The 17,392-nt window shown below is 43.4% G+C and carries 18 protein-coding genes and 1 other annotated feature; all 18 genes read left to right on the forward strand.

Features of this window, described 5'->3' with window-relative positions; all coding sequences use genetic code 11:
• Nucleotides 1-243 precede the first annotated feature (243 nt).
• The 18 genes from DCC82_RS07355 (at nucleotide 244) to DCC82_RS07445 (ending at nucleotide 17,304) form a co-directional block, all read left to right on the forward strand.
• Entirely contained in the window at nucleotides 244-606 is a 363-nt protein-coding gene (locus DCC82_RS07355) for a small basic family protein (RefSeq protein WP_015863361.1), read from the forward strand.
• Nucleotides 607-889: 283 nt separating this feature from the next.
• Nucleotides 890-2,164 carry a cell division protein FtsA gene (gene ftsA / locus DCC82_RS07360; protein ID WP_097354290.1) on the forward strand — a complete coding sequence of 425 codons (1,275 nt, stop codon included), beginning with the start codon at nucleotides 890-892 and terminating at the stop codon, nucleotides 2,162-2,164.
• Nucleotides 2,165-2,189: 25 nt separating this feature from the next.
• Nucleotides 2,190-3,323: a cell division protein FtsZ gene (gene ftsZ / locus DCC82_RS07365; protein WP_062753470.1), complete on the forward strand. Its 1,134-nt coding sequence runs from the start codon at nucleotides 2,190-2,192 to the stop codon at nucleotides 3,321-3,323.
• Between the two features lie 517 nt (nucleotides 3,324-3,840).
• Complete coding sequence (gene spoIIGA / locus DCC82_RS07370; RefSeq protein WP_015863364.1) at nucleotides 3,841-4,767, forward strand: sigma-E processing peptidase SpoIIGA; 927 nt, start codon at nucleotides 3,841-3,843, stop codon at nucleotides 4,765-4,767.
• 51 nt (nucleotides 4,768-4,818) lie between these two features.
• The gene (gene sigE / locus DCC82_RS07375) at nucleotides 4,819-5,538 is read left to right on the forward strand and encodes an RNA polymerase sporulation sigma factor SigE (RefSeq protein WP_015863365.1); all 720 of its coding nucleotides are present in this window, start codon (nucleotides 4,819-4,821) and stop codon (nucleotides 5,536-5,538) included.
• A 119-nt stretch (nucleotides 5,539-5,657) separates the two neighbouring features.
• Nucleotides 5,658-6,437 (forward strand): RNA polymerase sporulation sigma factor SigG, encoded by a 780-nt coding sequence (sigG, locus tag DCC82_RS07380; RefSeq protein WP_015863366.1) that lies wholly within the window; start codon nucleotides 5,658-5,660, stop codon nucleotides 6,435-6,437.
• 89 nt (nucleotides 6,438-6,526) lie between these two features.
• Nucleotides 6,527-6,769, forward strand: coding sequence for a YlmC/YmxH family sporulation protein (locus DCC82_RS07385; RefSeq protein WP_015863367.1), 243 nt, complete (start codon nucleotides 6,527-6,529; stop codon nucleotides 6,767-6,769).
• Nucleotides 6,770-6,862: 93 nt separating this feature from the next.
• On the forward strand, nucleotides 6,863-7,681 hold the full coding sequence (pgeF, locus tag DCC82_RS07390; protein WP_015863368.1) for a peptidoglycan editing factor PgeF: 819 nt from the start codon (nucleotides 6,863-6,865) through the stop codon (nucleotides 7,679-7,681).
• Nucleotides 7,682-7,684: 3 nt separating this feature from the next.
• On the forward strand, nucleotides 7,685-8,362 hold the full coding sequence (locus DCC82_RS07395; protein ID WP_041269847.1) for a YggS family pyridoxal phosphate-dependent enzyme: 678 nt from the start codon (nucleotides 7,685-7,687) through the stop codon (nucleotides 8,360-8,362).
• 12 nt (nucleotides 8,363-8,374) lie between these two features.
• Complete coding sequence (locus tag DCC82_RS07400) at nucleotides 8,375-8,809, forward strand: cell division protein SepF (protein WP_015863370.1); 435 nt, start codon at nucleotides 8,375-8,377, stop codon at nucleotides 8,807-8,809.
• 6 nt (nucleotides 8,810-8,815) lie between these two features.
• Entirely contained in the window at nucleotides 8,816-9,085 is a 270-nt protein-coding gene (locus DCC82_RS07405; protein WP_097354291.1) for a YggT family protein, read from the forward strand.
• A gap of 48 nt (nucleotides 9,086-9,133) precedes the next feature.
• Nucleotides 9,134-9,907, forward strand: a complete 774-nt coding sequence (locus DCC82_RS07410; RefSeq protein WP_097354292.1) for a YlmH family RNA-binding protein — start codon at nucleotides 9,134-9,136, stop codon at nucleotides 9,905-9,907.
• A 74-nt stretch (nucleotides 9,908-9,981) separates the two neighbouring features.
• Entirely contained in the window at nucleotides 9,982-10,494 is a 513-nt protein-coding gene (locus tag DCC82_RS07415) for a DivIVA domain-containing protein (protein WP_097354293.1), read from the forward strand.
• Between the two features lie 46 nt (nucleotides 10,495-10,540).
• Nucleotides 10,541-10,758: a binding site (T-box leader), on the forward strand.
• 105 nt (nucleotides 10,759-10,863) lie between these two features.
• On the forward strand, nucleotides 10,864-13,635 hold the full coding sequence (ileS, locus tag DCC82_RS07425) for an isoleucine--tRNA ligase (RefSeq protein ID WP_015863374.1): 2,772 nt from the start codon (nucleotides 10,864-10,866) through the stop codon (nucleotides 13,633-13,635).
• A gap of 117 nt (nucleotides 13,636-13,752) precedes the next feature.
• Nucleotides 13,753-14,220 (forward strand): signal peptidase II, encoded by a 468-nt coding sequence (lspA, locus tag DCC82_RS07430; protein ID WP_015863375.1) that lies wholly within the window; start codon nucleotides 13,753-13,755, stop codon nucleotides 14,218-14,220.
• Nucleotides 14,220-15,134 carry an RluA family pseudouridine synthase gene (locus DCC82_RS07435; protein ID WP_015863376.1) on the forward strand — a complete coding sequence of 305 codons (915 nt, stop codon included), beginning with the start codon at nucleotides 14,220-14,222 and terminating at the stop codon, nucleotides 15,132-15,134. The genes lspA and DCC82_RS07435 overlap by 1 nt, the downstream gene beginning before the upstream one ends.
• A gap of 189 nt (nucleotides 15,135-15,323) precedes the next feature.
• Complete coding sequence (pyrR, locus tag DCC82_RS07440) at nucleotides 15,324-15,863, forward strand: bifunctional pyr operon transcriptional regulator/uracil phosphoribosyltransferase PyrR (protein WP_015863377.1); 540 nt, start codon at nucleotides 15,324-15,326, stop codon at nucleotides 15,861-15,863.
• 136 nt (nucleotides 15,864-15,999) lie between these two features.
• On the forward strand, nucleotides 16,000-17,304 hold the full coding sequence (locus DCC82_RS07445; protein ID WP_097354929.1) for a solute carrier family 23 protein: 1,305 nt from the start codon (nucleotides 16,000-16,002) through the stop codon (nucleotides 17,302-17,304).
• Nucleotides 17,305-17,392: the final 88 nt, after the last annotated feature.

Below are 17,392 nucleotides of genomic sequence, written 5' to 3' on the forward strand. Positions count from 1 at the left end.
CGGAGACATGGGAGGGTTCGTCCTCATCAGCGACGCGGAGATCCAAAGGGTGCATCGAATATGCTTCCCCCCCGCGGCAGGAAAATATAACCAGCCGTGGCCGCGAAGCGCACCCTAGGTCTGTAAGATATCCACAAAACTGAAAAAAGATGTAAGGGATTTTGTCGAAAAATATTTTTTGGACACCCCTGAGAGGCCGAAAAGCCTTGATACATCAACATTTCTAGAGGGAGGAGAAATAATATGTGGCTCCCGCTCATCGGCTTATTCGTTGGTTTAATAGTAGGATTTTTGAGCGATTTGCGCGTCCCTGACGAATATTCCAATTATTTATCCATTGCAATCCTTGCTGCATTTGATACATTAATTGGTGGACTCCGCGCCCATTTACAGCAAACATATGACGAAATAGTATTTATAACAGGATTCTTTTTTAACATTATTTTGGCTACAACTTTAACTTTTCTTGGTGTCCATCTTGGTGTAGACTTGTACTTAGCAGCTGTATTTGCATTTGGGGTGCGCCTTTTTCAAAATATCGCTGTCATTCGCCGCCTCCTTCTTGCCGAATGGATGGAAAGGCGACAGAACCGTGAAAAAAGTTAATTGGAAAAAAGGGAAAGTTTCTTAAAATGTTGAATATATGGAGTAAAAAATGATTGGTTCGCTTTTTAACATTGCTGATGATAAGCAAGCGTATCCGTTATAGATTAAAAGATGAATAGAGAATAACGCAATTGTGTGGCATATACGAGATATATAAATTTCAGCTTAAAGGAGGTGTCACTGCTTACTAAAATACGTAATAGGGCCGCAAGAAAATGGATGAGAAGCCACAGTTGCAGACGGAAGCGGTGCATATACGATTTTAGTAGGCAGGTACCAAAAGATGAGCAGCAATGAGATCGTCGTTAGTCTTGACATTGGCACGTCCAGTGTTAAAGTCATAATCGGAGAAATGCTAAATGAATCTATTACCATTATTGGAGTAGGAAATGTAAAATCGGAAGGACTTAAAAAAGGGTCCATAGTGGATATAGATAAAACGGTGCAATCGATCAAAAGAGCGGTTGAGCAAGCGGAACGGATGGTTGGTTTAACGATCCGCCGTGTCATTGTTGGTGTGACGGGCAATCATGTCCAGCTTCAAGACTGCCACGGCATCGTTGCTGTTTCCAGTGAAAACCGCGAAATTACCGATGAAGATGTTGCGCGCGTGATGGATGCTGCGCAAGTCGTATCGATTCCTCCAGATCGGGAAATTATTGGCGTGATTCCGCGGCAGTTTATCGTTGATGGGTTAGATGGCATTAACGATCCGCGCGGAATGCTCGGTGTCCGTCTTGAAATGGAAGGAACGATTATTACCGGTTCGAAAACGATTTTACATAACTTACTCCGCTGTGTAGAAAGAGCTGGACTGGAAATAAGCGATATTTGCCTGCAGCCGCTTGCTGCTGGTTCTCTTGCTTTGTCAAACGATGAGAAAAACTTAGGGGTGGCGTTAGTCGATATCGGTGGCGGTTCCACGACTATCGCTATTTTCGAACAAGGATTTTTACAGGCCACTTCCGTTTTGCCAGTAGGAGGGGATCATATTACAAAAGATTTATCGATCGGGCTCCGAACATCGACGGAAGATGCAGAAAGGATTAAACTAAAGCATGGACACGCTTTTTATGACTATGCTTCTGAAGAAGAAGTATTTATCGTGCCGGTTATCGGGACTGATCAGCATCAGCAATTTAGTCAATTAGACATTGCCGATATTATTGAGGCAAGGCTGGAAGAAATTTTTCAAATGGTTCAACATGAAATCCGCAAGCTAGGATTTCGTGATTTGCCAGGCGGCTATGTGCTAACTGGCGGAGTAGCAAATATGCCAGGAATATTAGAATTGGCTCATGTCGTATTAGGAAGCAGCGTTCGCATTGCTATGCCTGATTATATAGGTGTGCGCGATCCGCAGTATACGACAGGAGTAGGGCTGATCAAGTTTGCTTATCAACAAGCGATGCTGCAAGGGAAATCGGTTCCTGTTGCTGCATCGGTTGCGGAGCCTGTTGAAAAACATCCGCAAAAGCAATCACAACCGAAACAAAAAAAGAAAGAAGCGACTCTTGGAAAAAAAGTAAAAAAATTTTTCGGGTATTTCTTTGAATAGAGATTGAATTTGGGAGGATTTAGTTATGTTGGAGTTTGACACTACAATTGATCAAATGGCAACGATTAAGGTGATTGGTGTTGGCGGCGGCGGTAACAACGCTGTAAATCGAATGATTGAGCACGGTGTACAAGGTGTTGAGTTTATTGCTGTCAATACGGACGCACAGGCGTTAAATTTATCGAAAGCACCAACAAAGCTGCAAATTGGCGCAAAATTAACGCGCGGTTTAGGCGCAGGTGCAAATCCGGAAGTAGGGAAAAAAGCAGCGGAAGAAAGTAAGGAGCAAATTGAAGAAGCGCTGAAAGGCGCTGATATGGTGTTCGTCACTGCAGGAATGGGCGGTGGAACAGGAACTGGGGCTGCTCCAGTTATTGCTCAAATCGCCCGTGAATTAGGAGCATTGACTGTTGGTGTCGTTACCCGTCCATTCACATTTGAAGGGAGAAAACGGGCGACACAGGCAGCAAGTGGTATTGCCGCGATGAAAGAAGCAGTCGATACATTAATTGTCATTCCAAACGACCGCTTGCTAGAGATCGTCGATAAAAACACACCGATGTTAGAGGCATTCCGTGAAGCAGATAACGTTCTTCGTCAAGGTGTACAAGGTATTTCGGATTTAATCGCAGTGCCAGGTCTTATTAACTTAGACTTTGCCGATGTGAAAACAATTATGTCCAACAAGGGCTCTGCGCTAATGGGCATCGGGATTGCAAGCGGGGAAAACCGGGCGGCGGAAGCGGCCAAAAAAGCAATCTCTAGTCCATTGTTAGAAACATCGATTGATGGAGCACAAGGTGTTTTGATGAACATTACCGGCGGCACGAATTTAAGCCTTTATGAGGTACAAGAAGCTGCCGATATTGTCGCATCTGCGGCTGACCAAGATGTTAATATGATTTTCGGCTCGGTCATTAATGAAAACTTAAAAGATGAAATTATTGTAACGGTTATTGCGACTGGGTTTAATGAAAATGTGGCATCACAATCGCGCCCATCCCGTATTGGAATTGGTACGATTCCGAAAGTAACAGCAGCACCAAAACGGGAAAAACACGAAGAAGCCGTACAAGATTATGCGGCGTTGCGTTCCGCGCAAGCCGAAGATCCGCTTGACATTCCTGCTTTTCTTCGCAATCGCAATCGCCGCCGCTAAACGAAAGAGCGCGAATCTTTTATGGTTCGTGCTCTTTTTCTTTTAGTTAATATTTTTTCCTAGCGCGTATCGCGAAGCTAGGACGGTGACATTTCGCCGTTGCCCACAGGACGTGGGCAGCTTTTAGGCGAAATTGGGCGCCTTCCGCTTTTCTTTATTGTCTAGCTCGGCGGCTAGCTCTCTTGTGCGAAATAACCTTCTCCCTTGAAGTGCAAGCACTTCAGCGGTCGAAGAACATTTCGCTTCGAGAGCTAATCGCGCCGCCTCCGCTTTTCTTTATTGTCTAGCTCCAGGCGCCATCGGCTCGCGACGCTTCGGTCCCGCTGCGGCGGCAAAAGCCTCCTCGCGGGGCCTTCAGCGCGTGTCGCCGATAAGCGGGCGCCTTCCGCTTTTCTTGTTTCTTTGACAAAAATTCCTGTATTTCACCATCATAAATTGACAGACTTTCCAATAAGATGTACTATATACTATTTTCAGAAACTGCTTGTTTTTGTTGTGAGTGAAGGAGGCTGTTTGATTGGCCGTTTATTTGGATGTCATTTGGTTATTAAATGTTTGTTTTGACAGTTTATTGCTTTGGTTGACAGCAATTATGTTAAAGCGGGATGTCGTGTGGTGGCGAGTGTTGTTTGGAGCGTTTATTGGCGCATCTCTTGTTGTAATGATGTTTACACCGTTTTCTATGTATGCTCAGCATCCGGCAATCAAAATTGTGTTCTCGTTTCTCATCGTTTTCGTTACATTTGGATTTAAACGAATAAGGTATTTTTTGGAAAATTTATTTGCCTTTTATTTTGTGACGTTTACGGTCGGAGGAGGTATGATTGCCGTCCATTATTTTTTACAGCGGCAAATCGATATTCATGCAAGTGTGTTAACAACGTATTCGCTCGGTGTGGGCGACCCGGTCAGTTGGATGTTTGTTTTATTAGGATTCCCAGCCTTATGGTTATTTTCGCGAGCACGCATCAACGGGATTCGCGAAAAAAAGTTGCGATTTGAACATATTGTCGACGTCCTTATTGTATTTGATGGCATACCTCTTCAATTAAAAGGACTCATTGATAGCGGCAACCAACTATATGATCCGCTATCGAAAATGCCTGTCATGATTGTTGAGATGAATAAAGTAAAGGAAGTGCTGCCGGAAGAATTAGTGCAACATATCCAGTTAGGAACATCAATGGATTGGATCAATAATGAGCAATTGGAAAAGTGGGTGCATCGTCTGCGTATTGTTCCATATCGGGTTGTAGGGAGCGAACAACAATTTTTAGTTGCGATTAGACCAGACCGCATCATGATTTTTTACGAACAACAATGGCTGGAAATCCAAAAAGGGCTTGTCGGATTAAACGAAACCATTTTATCTGCTGATGGAGAATATGAGTGTATTATACATCCGAAAATGGTACAAACGGGGAAGAGGCTCACAGCTTCATGATTCGTTACTATATCATACTCGCTTTTTGCTAATTTAGAAGGGGGGATTTTGATGAAAACGTGGAAACTTCGTATCATTTATTTTTGGTATAAGTTATTGGCGAAGTTAAGGATTAAAGCGGATGAAGTGTATTATATCGGTGGAAGTGAGGCGCTGCCGCCACCGTTGACAAAAGAAGAAGAAGAGATGTTGATTAAAAAGCTTTCATCTGGGGATGAAACTGCACGGTCACTGCTTATTGAGCGCAATTTACGGCTTGTTGTATATATTGCGCGCAAATTTGAAAATACGGGAATTAATATCGAGGATTTGATTAGCATTGGAACGATCGGACTTATTAAAGCAGTAAATACGTTTAATCCAGAGAAAAAAATTAAATTAGCGACATACGCTTCTCGTTGCATTGAAAATGAAATATTAATGTATTTGCGCCGCAATAATAAAGTGCGTGCGGAAGTATCGTTTGATGAACCTTTAAATATTGATTGGGATGGTAATGAATTATTGTTATCAGATGTGCTTGGCACGGAAGATGATGTGATTACGAAAGACCTTGAAGCAGATGTCGATCGGCGTCTTTTATTCAATGCGCTAAGGCAGCTTAGCGACCGTGAAAAACAAATTATGGAACTTCGTTTCGGGCTTTCAGGCGGAGAAGAAAAAACACAAAAAGATGTTGCCGATTTGCTTGGCATATCGCAATCTTACATATCACGGCTAGAAAAGCGGATTATTAAGCGGCTTCGCAAAGAATTCAATAAAATGATGTAAAATGACGGCAATGGTTTCGCATTGCCGTTTTTTTATGCATGGATCTGCGTGCATATTTTTCCTTCCGGAGGAGATACTGAAAATGGACGACTTAGCATCTCCTGATGGGAGGGAACAACTTGACAAGAAACAAAGTTGAGATTTGCGGAGTAGACACATCTAAGCTCCCTGTACTAAAAAACGAAGAAATGAGAGAATTGTTTAAGCGAATGCATGAAGGGGATTTGGAGGCAAGGGAAAAATTAGTGAATGGCAATTTGCGGCTTGTATTGAGCGTCATTCAACGCTTTAATAATCGCGGTGAATTTGTGGATGATTTATTTCAAGTTGGTTGTATCGGACTTATGAAATCGATTGATAACTTTGATTTAAACCAAAATGTAAAATTTTCGACATATGCAGTACCGATGATTATTGGAGAAATTCGCAGATATTTGCGCGATAATAATCCGATTCGCGTATCTCGCTCGCTTCGTGATATTGCCTATAAAGCGTTGCAAGTGCGTGAAAAGTTGATGAGCGAGACGGCGAAAGAGCCTTCGGCGGAAGAAATTGCAAAGGTGCTTGGCATTCCTCATGAGGAAGTGGTGTTTGCCTTAGATGCAATCCAAGACCCTGTTTCGTTATTTGAGCCAATTTATAACGATGGCGGTGATCCGATTTACGTGATGGATCAATTAAGTGATGAACGCAACCGTGATAGCCAATGGATTGAAGAAATTGCGCTAAAAGAAGGAATGCGCCGTCTAAATGAACGAGAAAAAATGATTATCCGCAAGCGTTTTTTCCAAGGAAAAACGCAAATGGAAGTTGCCGAAGAAATTGGAATTTCCCAAGCGCAAGTATCGCGGTTGGAAAAGGCGGCGATTCGTCAAATGAATAAAAACATTCAAGTATAAGAGCTGCTCGTTCAGCTCTTTTCTTTTTTACATAAGCCACTAGGCAAACTCATATAGTTATGATAAGAGAAGAAAGCGGGGGATGTTGAATGATGAGAATTTCTGAGTTTCAAACAAAAGATGTGGTAAACGTTGCAAACGGAAAAAAATTAGGCAATATCGGGGACATAGATATTGATTTAGAGACAGGGCAAATACAATCACTGATTATTTTAGGATCAGGGAAAGTACTCGGTTTATTTGGCCGGGAGGAAACGACAGTCATCCCGTGGCAAAATATCGTCAAAATTGGTGCGGACGTTATTTTAGTACGTTTGCATGAAAGCGAGTAAATAAAAAATAAGGATTATCACGTTTAAGCAAACTATGATAAAATAGGAAAAAAAGTGATAAAAATCAACAAAAAAGATATGAGGTTGACGAGGATGTCAGACATTTTTCAACAAATAGAAAAGGAATTGTTGATGCTGCAGTCGCATTCGTTTCCTCAGATCGTCGCTGGATTTACGACGAAACATGGAGGAGTGAGTAAAGGAGCGTTTGCGACATTCAATTTAGGGCTGCATGTTGGGGATGACCCTTCTTTTGTTTGCAGCAATCGACAGCGTTTGGCGGATTTGTTGCAATTTCCACTTGAACGGTGGATATGTTGCGACCAAATACATGATGTTCACATTGAAAAGGTGACAACCGACCACGGTGGAAAAGGAACAACGGATTATCAGTCCGCTATAGCGGGTACGGACGGTCTGTATACAGAAGAGGCAAGATTGTTGCTTGCCTTATGTTTTGCTGATTGCGTACCGCTTTATTTTATGGCTCCGAAACATGGCATGATTGGCCTTGCTCATGCCGGATGGAAAGGAACAGTAAAAAACATTGCGGGAGAAATGGTTCGTCTTTGGCATGAGTGTGAGCAAATTCCTCTTGAGGATATATACGTTGTGATCGGCCCTTCGATTGGCGCTTGTTGCTATATCGTCGATGACCGTGTGATCACGCGCGTCGATCGCGTTTTGGAAGGGGAAGAGAAGCTTCCGTATAAGCAAGTGAGCATAGGGCAATATGCTCTTGATTTAAAAGAGCTGAATAAAGTATTACTGATAAAGGCAGGAATTCATGAAGAACATATTGATGTTTCCGGGTATTGTACGAGTTGTGCTGATCATTTGTTTTTCTCTCATCGCCGTGATCAAGGAAAAACAGGAAGAATGATGGCGTTTATCGGCAGGAAGGAGGAATGAATGATGACGGTTCGCGACAATTTAGCAATCATTCGAGAAAACATTGAAGCAGCGTGCCAACGAGTAGGACGCAACCCTGCCGACATTCGCATTGTTGCCGTTACGAAATATGTAAGTGTAAAGCGGGCGAGAGAGGCGCTAGAAGCTGGCATTACCGATTTGGGAGAAAATCGTGATGACGGGTTGTTGAAAAAATATGAAGCGTTGGGCGCGGAGCCGACATGGCATTTTATTGGCACACTGCAATCACGAAAAGTGAAAAATATTATTGACAAAGTGGATTATATTCACTCGCTTGACCGTATGTCGCTTGCTAAAGAAATCGAAAAGCGAGCAACGAAGCGGGTGAAATGTTTTGTTCAAGTGAACGTATCGGGTGAAGCGACTAAACATGGATTAGCAAAAGAAGAAGTGATTCCGTTTATTCAACAGCTGCAAGATTTTTCGCATATTGAAGTGATTGGTTTAATGACGATGGCGCCTTATACAGATGATGAATCTATTTTACGTACATGCTTTCGTCAATTAAAATTATTGCAAGAAAATGTACAAGCATTACATATTCCAAACGCTCCATGTACGGAACTGTCTATGGGGATGTCCAACGATTACGTGATCGCCATTGAAGAAGGCGCAACTTTTATTCGCCTTGGCACATCGCTTGTTGGAAAAGAATTTTAGGAGGTGAAATCAATGGGATTGATAAAAAAATTTAAAGATTATTTTTTAGAGGAAGACTATGAGGAATATGAAGAATATGAAGAGGAATATGAGGAAGAGGAAGAAATGCGGCAAGCGACAAAGGCAAATACCAAATCCAATGTGGTGAGCTTACAAAGCGTGCAAAAGTCGTCGAAAGTAGTATTAATTGAGCCAAGAGCATATGCGGAAGCGCAAGAAATCGCTGACCATTTAAAAAATCGCCGCGCGGTTGTGGTGAATTTACAACGAATTCAACACGAACAAGCAAAGCGTATTGTCGACTTTTTAAGCGGTACCGTATATGCCATTGGAGGAGATATTCAACAAGTTGGCACAAAAATTTTTTTGTGCACGCCAGATAACGTAGATGTGACTGGTTCGATTTCCATCGATAGTGACGATGATACATCAATGAAGAGGTGGTAGCCGTTTATGGATAGTTTGCTTTGGTTTTTGAGTACATTGATTCAAATTTATTCGTATGCGCTTATTATTTACATTTTGATGTCATGGTTTCCCAATGCTCGCGATACAAAAATCGGGCAAATGCTTGCAACGATTTGCGAGCCATATTTAGAACCGTTTCGCCGCATTATTCCACCAATCGGAATGATTGACTTTTCTCCGATCGTCGCTTTTTTAGTGCTTAAATTTGCGACAAAAGGGTTGTATGCCCTTTTTGATATGTTAAATTTAGTGTGAGGAATCCATCATAGGGTTCCTTTCTTCATGGAAGTTAGGTGTGAACAGATGGAAATATACCAGCATTTTCGCAAAGAAGAACATCATTTTATTGACCAGGTATTAGAGTGGCAAGAAACGGTAAAGAGACAATACGCACCAAAGCTTACTGACTTTTTAGATCCACGCGAGCAACAAATTGTGCAAAGCGTCATCGGTCGCGATGAGGAGGTTCGCATTGCTTTTTTTGGCGGCGCCCCGTTTGTGGAGCGCAAAAGAGCGCTATTGTTCCCGCCATATTTTCAGCCCGCGGATGAAGATTATGAAATTGCTTTGTTTGAGGTCCATTATCCGAGCAAATTTATCAGCCTAGAGCATCGCCAAGTGCTAGGGGCGCTCATGTCGCTTGGGTTGAGGCGCGGAAAATTTGGTGATATTTTAATGAAGGAGGAACGGGTTCAATTTTTGGCGGCCAACGAAGTGGCGGACTATATCCGCCTACATTTGCACGCAATCGGAAAAGCAAATGTTTCGGTAGAAAAAAGGCCATTGACAGAGATTATCACGTTAGAAGAAAAGTGGCAAGATACGACCATTACCGCTTCATCATTAAGGCTGGATGCAATATTATCACAAGCATTTCATGTATCACGGCAAAAAATTCAGTCATTCATTGAAAATGGATTTGTAAAAGTAAATTGGAAAATCGTTGAACAAGCACATTTTGAATGCCAACAAGGAGACATTCTTTCCGCGCGCGGATTTGGCCGCTGTAAAATTATATCCATTGAAGGAAAAACAAAAAAAGAAAAGTGGCGCATTCGAATCGGAATACAAAAATAATCGAATGGTTGCAGGAATTGATAGAAAAATGTCGAATGATAAGGAAAAGGAATTTCGAGACGGAGGTGGCCATTGTGCCTTTAACGCCATTAGATATTCATAATAAAGAGTTTAGCCGAGGTTTTCGCGGCTATGATGAAGATGAAGTAAATGAATTTCTTGAACAAGTCATTAAAGATTATGAAATGGTGATTCGCGAAAAAAAGCAACTTGAGGAAAAAGTAGCGGAATTGACAGAAAAACTAAATTACTTTACTAATATTGAAGAAACATTAAACAAATCGATTTTAGTTGCCCAAGAAACAGCGGAAGAAGTAAAGCGAAACGCGGAGAAAGAAGCGAAACTAATCATTAAAGAAGCGGAAAAAAATGCGGAGCGCATCATCAGCGAAGCGCTTGCGAAATCGCGGAAAATCTCTCTTGAAATTGAAGAACTAAAGCGGCAATCGAAAGTATTTCGCATGCGTTTTCGCATGCTCATTGAAGCGCAGCTAGAAATGTTGAATAATCGCGATTGGGATGATTTAATGGAATATGAAGTGCCAGAATTAGAAACAAAGGAGAAGGAAGAACTCTCCCAATCTTGACGACCATTGATTTTTTCGCATATAATATCGAATAAAATGAACATAGGCGTTAACGATGAAAGGGACAGTAGCTCTTTCAACGCTTATTTCAGCGAGCTGGGGATGGTGGAAGCCTGGCATAAGCGAAAGAGTGAAGATCACCCTGGAGTTCCATGCTGAACGGAAAAGTAGGCAGTGGCGTGTCATTCACGTTACGAATGCAAAGTGGGCTATGGCATACATAGCCAATAAGGGTGGTACCGCGAGACCGTTCTCGTCCCTTTTTGGGAGAGAGCGGTTTTTTACGTTTCTACTGTCTTTCCAACTTGATCAGCTGCTTATCTATTTCGCTCATTTATACATGAAATAATAAGGATAGGAGGAATGAACATGGATTATAAAGAAACGCTGTTAATGCCACAAACGGAATTTCCGATGCGCGGAAACTTGCCGAAGCGTGAACCGGAAATCCAGAAAAAATGGGAAGAAATGGACATTTATCGAAAAGTGCAAGAACGGACAAAAGGACGTCCATTGTTTGTTCTGCATGACGGGCCGCCGTACGCGAACGGCGATATTCATATGGGACACGCTTTAAATAAAATTTTAAAAGATATTATCGTCCGCTATAAATCGATGAGCGGCTATTGCGCGCCATACGTTCCTGGATGGGATACACATGGACTTCCGATTGAAACAGCGCTCACGAAAAAGGGAGTTGACCGAAAATCGATGAGCGTTGCGGAATTTCGCAAGCTTTGTGAACAATATGCGTATGAACAAATTAATAATCAGCGCGAGCAATTTAAGCGTCTTGGCGTGCGCGGCGATTGGGAAAATCCATATATTACGTTGAAACCGGAATATGAAGCACAACAAATTAAAGTGTTTGGCGAGATGGCGAAAAAAGGACTTATTTATAAAGGCCTAAAGCCGGTATATTGGTCTCCATCAAGCGAATCGGCGTTGGCGGAAGCGGAAATTGAGTATAAAGACAAACGTTCCCCTTCCATTTATGTTGCATTCCCAGTGAAAGATGGAAAAGGAGTGCTTGACGGGGATGAAAAAATCGTCATTTGGACAACAACGCCTTGGACGATTCCAGCAAACTTAGCGATTGCCGTCCATCCAGACCTTGATTATCAAGTGGTGGAAACAAACGGTGCAAAATATGTCGTTGCTGCTGCGTTATTAGAATCTGTTGCGAAAGAAATCGGCTGGGACGAAGTAACGGTTGTGAAAACGATCAAAGGAAAAGACTTAGAATATGTCGTGGCAAAACATCCGTTTTATGACCGCGATTCTTTAGTCATTTGCGGTGAACATGTTACGACAGACGCCGGAACAGGATGCGTTCATACCGCGCCTGGACATGGGGAAGATGACTTTATTGTCGGGCAAAAATACGGCTTGGATGTGCTATGTCCAGTCGATGAGCGCGGCTATATGACAAGCGAAGCGCCAGGCTTTGAAGGACTGTTTTACGATGAAGCAAACAAAGCGATTACGCAAAAATTAGAAGAAGTCGGGGCGCTTTTAAAACTCAGTTTCATCACTCACTCGTATCCGCACGACTGGCGTACGAAAAAGCCGACGATTTTCCGTGCTACGACACAATGGTTTGCATCCATCGATAAAATTCGCGGTGAACTGCTTCAGGCCATTAAAGAAACAAAATGGATTCCGGAATGGGGCGAAATCCGCATCCATAATATGATTCGCGACCGCGGCGATTGGTGCATTTCTCGTCAACGTGCATGGGGGGTACCGATTCCAGTCTTTTACGGGGAAAACGGTGAACCAATTATTACGGACGAAACGATTGAACATGTATCTAACTTGTTCCGTCAATATGGTTCGAACGTTTGGTTTGAGCGTGAGGCGAAAGATTTATTACCGGAAGGATTTACTCATCCATCAAGCCCGAACGGTATCTTTACGAAAGAAATAGACATTATGGATGTATGGTTTGATTCCGGTTCTTCCCATCAGGCAGTGCTTGTAGAACGTGATGATTTACAACGCCCGGCAGATTTATATTTAGAAGGTTCCGACCAATATCGCGGCTGGTTTAACTCTTCGCTTTCGACTGCCGTCGCTGTTACCGGTAAAGCACCGTATAAAGCTGTATTAAGCCACGGATTTGTTCTCGATGGAGAAGGACGGAAAATGAGCAAATCGCTTGGCAATGTCGTTGTGCCGGCGAAAGTGATGGAACAGCTTGGTGCCGACATTTTGCGTTTATGGGTTGCTTCTGTTGATTATCAAGCGGACGTTCGCATTTCTGACAGCATTTTAAAACAAGTGGCGGAAGTATATCGCAAAATTCGCAATACGTTCCGCTTTATGCTCGGAAACTTATTCGACTTTAATCCAGAAACAGATGCGGTTCCGGTTAACGAATTACGTGAAGTCGACCGCTACATGATTGTAAAATTAAACCATTTGATTGAAAACGTAAAGCATGCCTATGAAACGTATGATTTTGCGTCCATTTATCACGATGTGAACAATTTCTGTACTGTTGATTTAAGTGCTTTCTATTTAGATTTTGCAAAAGATATTTTATATATCGAAGCGCCAAACGATCGCGCCCGCCGTTCGATTCAGACGGTATTGTACGAAACGGTTGTCGCGTTAACAAAGCTTGTAGCGCCGATTTTGCCACATACTGCAGAGGAAGTATGGGAGCACATTCCAAATCGAAAGGAAAAAGAAGAAAGCGTTCAACTTGTTGATATGCCAGAGACAATAAACATTGACGAAGAAGACGCGATTGTTGCAAAATGGGATGCGTTTATGAACTTGCGCGATGATGTGTTAAAAGCGTTAGAAGTGGCGCGCAACGAAAAAGTGATTGGCAAATCGTTGACCGCAAGCGTTACGGTATATCCGACAAAAGAAGCGCGACAATTGCTTGGATCGATCGAAGAAGATCTAAAACAGTTATTTATCGTATCCGAGTTTACGATTGCAGATGACTATGAACATGCTCCAGAAGATGCGCAAAAATTGGCCAATGTGGCCGTTATCGTCAAACCGGCGGAAGGAGAAACATGCGAGCGTTGCTGGGTGGTGACTCCGGAAGTAGGAAAAGATGCGGATCATCCGACATTATGCCCTCGATGCGCCCATATTGTGAAAGAACATTATTCCGCCTAAAGCTGGCGGAGCTGCCGGATTGCGGCGGCTCCGCTGTTTTTATCGCATCATCCAATTGTCTATAATTGCCTGATTATGCTACAATGCATTAGGTATGATATACGTGAGTGGGGGGATATGGTGATATACTATATCATTGCGCTGGCGGTCATCGCCATCGATCAGTGGACGAAATGGCTCGTTGTAAAATATATGCAGCTTGGTGAAAGTATTCCGATCATTCCGAACGTGCTTTATATCACCTCACATCGTAACCGCGGAGCGGCATGGGGTATTTTACAAGGGCAGTTTTGGCTGTTTTATTTGATTACCGTAATCGTTGTCATTGGGTTAGTCGTCTATATTCAGCGTTTGCCGCGCGGAGAGCGGTTGTTTGGAATTGCTTTGGGCCTTATGCTTGGAGGAGCGATCGGCAATTTTATTGACCGGGTTTTCCGCAAAGAAGTCGTTGACTTTATTCATACATACATTGGCACATATAGCTTTCCAGTGTTTAATATTGCTGATTCCGCGCTTTGTATCGGTGTAGCGCTTGTCTTTATTAAAACGTTTTTTGCTGGAAAAACAGAAAAGGAGAATCGGTAATGGATGTTATTCAATTTCATATTGATGCGGAATACGACAATGAACGAATTGATAAAGTGATTGCAGCATTAAATGAAGAATGGTCTCGTTCCAAAGTGCAGCAATGGATAAAAGATGGGCTTGTCACCGTTAACGATCAGCATGTCAAAGCGAATTACAAGAGTTCAGCCGGCGATGTCGTTGTCGTTCGCCTTCCGGAACCGGAGCCGCTTCATGTCGTGCCAGAGAATATTCCGTTAGATATTTATTACGAGGATGCTGATGTTCTTGTTGTCAATAAACCGCGCGGCATGGTCGTTCACCCAGCACCAGGGCATATGCGCGGCACGCTCGTAAACGCCTTGCTTGCCCATTGCACCGATTTATCAGGCATTAACGGAGTGCTTCGTCCGGGTATTGTGCATCGCATTGATAAAGATACATCTGGATTATTGATGGTTGCCAAAAACGATATGGCGCACCAGTCGCTTGTCGATCAACTTGTGAAAAAAACGGTGACGCGAAAATATAAAGCGATTGTTCATGGAGTAATTCCACACGATTACGGCACGATTGACGCGCCGATCGGCCGCGATAAACGAGATCGTAAAAAGATGACGGTAACAGAAGAAAACGGAAAAGAGGCGGTCACTCATTTCCGTGTGTTAGAACGTTTTCGCCACTATACGTTTGTCGAATGCCAATTAGAAACAGGAAGAACCCATCAAATTCGCGTGCATATGAAATATATTGGCTATCCGTTAGCGGGCGATCCGCAATACGGACCGAAAAAGACGCTGCCAATTGACGGGCAGGCTTTACATGCAGGAGTGCTCGGATTTACCCATCCGCGCACTGGAGAATATTTGGAGTTTGAGGCGCCACTTCCGCCTGAGTTTGAGCATCTTTTACAATTGTTGCGAAAAGGTGATTGACAACTAGACAAAGAAAACGTACAATAAGGTCAAATGAATAAGAACCTTTAAATTCAGTCCTGTGAGGCTGAGAAGGGATCGGATCAATATCAATATGATAACGTAAGGCGCAGTATGTCTTGTTCTGTACGCGTGAACGGTTCCTCTCGCTTCCTGGGCGGGAGGATTTTTTTATGGAGGTGAAATGGCATGCAAAAAGCCGTCGTATTAGACGAACAAGCGATTCGCCGCGCATTGACGCGGATTGCCCATGAAATTATCGAACGCAACAAAGGCATTGATGACTGTGTGCTTATCGGCATTAAAACGCGCGGCATTTATTTAGCAAAACGATTAGCGGAACGGATTGAACAAATTGAAGGAAAAGCAGTCCCTGTTGGTGAATTAGATATTACATTGTATCGCGATGATTTAACGGTAAAAACGATCGACCACGAGCCGCTAGTGAAAGGAACGGATGTACCGTTTGATGTGACGAATAAAAAAGTAATATTAGTGGATGATGTATTGTTTACGGGCCGAACGGTGCGCGCGGCGATGGACGCGGTGATGGACCTTGGGCGCCCGGCGCAAATTCAGCTTGCGGTGCTTGTCGATCGCGGCCATCGCGAACTGCCGATCCGCGCTGATTTCGTCGGCAAAAACATTCCAACATCAAGCTCCGAATTGATTGTCGTTGAGTTGACGGAAGTCGATCAGTTGGATCAAGTCAGCATTCATGAAAAATAAAAGCAATCCCTTTTAAATGCAGTCCCGAGAGGCTGCAAAAGGGACGGAAAGATAGGCTCGGACTATCTCTGTACCCTCTTTGCACCCTCAAGGGCAAAGAGGTTTTTTTATGCAAAAGAAGAAAGGAGTTTTTACGATGAACAAACCTGTGTTAGATATTCAAGACCGGCCATCGCCGATGCAATGGTTAACCCTTAGTTTACAACATTTGTTCGCCATGTTCGGGGCGACGATTTTAGTGCCTTATTTAGTTGGATTAAGCCCGTCGATCGCACTCATTTCCAGCGGGCTCGGAACGCTTGCTTTTCTCATGATCACGAAATGGCAGGTTCCTGCATACCTCGGTTCATCGTTCGCTTTCATCGCTCCGATTATTGCAACGAAAACAGCGGGAGGGCCAGGAGCGGCGATGATCGGCAGCTTTCTGGCAGGACTTGTGTATGGCATTGTGGCGCTCGTCATTAAAAAGGCTGGCTACCGGTGGATTATGAAGCTATTGCCTCCAATTGTCGTCGGACCGGTGATCATTGTAATCGGTCTTGGATTGGCGAATACCGCTGTGAATATGGCGATGAACAACCCGGATGGAAAATACAGTTTCACATACTTTTCGGTTGCGCTTGTCACGCTTGCGGCAACGATTGTTTGCTCTATTTTCTTGCGCGGCATGCTCAGTTTAGTCCCAGTGCTAGCAGGGATTATCGTTGGTTATGTATACGCGCTTATTGTCGGGGTTGTTGATTTCTCGAAAGTCGTGGAAGCAAAATGGTTTGAAATGCCGGATTTTCTCCTTCCATTTGTCGATTATCCAGTTCACATCACGTGGGATATTGTGCTGCTAATGGTGCCAGTCGCGATAGTGACGCTATCCGAACATATCGGACACCAGCTTGTGTTAAGCAAAGTTGTCGGACGCGATTTAATTCAAAAACCAGGTTTGCATCGCTCGATTTTAGGAGATGGTACTGCGACGATGATTTCTGCGCTTATCGGCGGACCGCCAAAAACAACGTACGGCGAGAACATCGGAGTATTGGCGATTACACGGGTCTATAGCGTCTACGTGTTAGCGGGCGCGGCGATGATTGCGATTATCTTTGGATTTATCGGAAAAGTAACGGCGCTTATTAGCTCGATTCCAACCCCGGTGATGGGAGGCGTGTCGATCTTGTTGTTCGGAATTATCGCCTCTTCGGGCTTGCGCATGCTTGTCGATAGCCGCATCGATTTTGGAGACACACGCAACTTAGTCATCTCTTCTGTTATCTTAGTCATTGGAATTGGCGGCGCGGTGTTAAAAGTGACAGAACAATTCCAAATTCAAGGTATGGCGCTTGCGGCAATTATTGGTGTCCTCTTAAACCTTATTTTACCGGGGCGCCCGGAAGTAAACGAAAATATGTTCGAAGTAAAAGAAAATAGTAACGATCATGTGGCATAACTGCACCTTTTAATTAAGTCCCGAGAGACTTAAAAGGGTGTTACGACGAGAAGGAAAAAGGTAGATCGTTGTCTGGAAAGACGAAAGT

It is taken from the genome of Geobacillus sp. LYN3, assembly GCF_003064505.1.
GTDB classification, from domain to species: domain Bacteria; phylum Bacillota; class Bacilli; order Bacillales; family Anoxybacillaceae; genus Parageobacillus_B; species Parageobacillus_B toebii.

Bases quoted from the DNA above. Each gene is read 5' to 3' on its own strand.
- pyrR (WP_015863377.1), top strand. From the start codon at position 15,324: ATGCAAAAAGCCGTCGTATTAGACGAACAAGCGATTCGCCGCGCATTG.
- DCC82_RS07410 (WP_097354292.1), top strand. From the start codon at position 9,134: ATGGAAATATACCAGCATTTTCGCAAAGAAGAACATCATTTTATTGAC.
- DCC82_RS07395 (WP_041269847.1), top strand. From the start codon at position 7,685: ATGACGGTTCGCGACAATTTAGCAATCATTCGAGAAAACATTGAAGCA.
- DCC82_RS07385 (WP_015863367.1), top strand. From the start codon at position 6,527: ATGATGAGAATTTCTGAGTTTCAAACAAAAGATGTGGTAAACGTTGCA.
- pgeF (WP_015863368.1), top strand. From the start codon at position 6,863: ATGTCAGACATTTTTCAACAAATAGAAAAGGAATTGTTGATGCTGCAG.
- ftsZ (WP_062753470.1), top strand. From the start codon at position 2,190: ATGTTGGAGTTTGACACTACAATTGATCAAATGGCAACGATTAAGGTG.
- sigE (WP_015863365.1), top strand. From the start codon at position 4,819: ATGAAAACGTGGAAACTTCGTATCATTTATTTTTGGTATAAGTTATTG.
- ftsA (WP_097354290.1), top strand. From the start codon at position 890: ATGAGCAGCAATGAGATCGTCGTTAGTCTTGACATTGGCACGTCCAGT.
- DCC82_RS07400 (WP_015863370.1), top strand. From the start codon at position 8,375: ATGGGATTGATAAAAAAATTTAAAGATTATTTTTTAGAGGAAGACTAT.
- DCC82_RS07445 (WP_097354929.1), top strand. From the start codon at position 16,000: ATGAACAAACCTGTGTTAGATATTCAAGACCGGCCATCGCCGATGCAA.
- lspA (WP_015863375.1), top strand. From the start codon at position 13,753: ATGGTGATATACTATATCATTGCGCTGGCGGTCATCGCCATCGATCAG.
- DCC82_RS07355 (WP_015863361.1), top strand. From the start codon at position 244: ATGTGGCTCCCGCTCATCGGCTTATTCGTTGGTTTAATAGTAGGATTT.
- ileS (WP_015863374.1), top strand. From the start codon at position 10,864: ATGGATTATAAAGAAACGCTGTTAATGCCACAAACGGAATTTCCGATG.
- DCC82_RS07405 (WP_097354291.1), top strand. From the start codon at position 8,816: ATGGATAGTTTGCTTTGGTTTTTGAGTACATTGATTCAAATTTATTCG.
- DCC82_RS07435 (WP_015863376.1), top strand. From the start codon at position 14,220: ATGGATGTTATTCAATTTCATATTGATGCGGAATACGACAATGAACGA.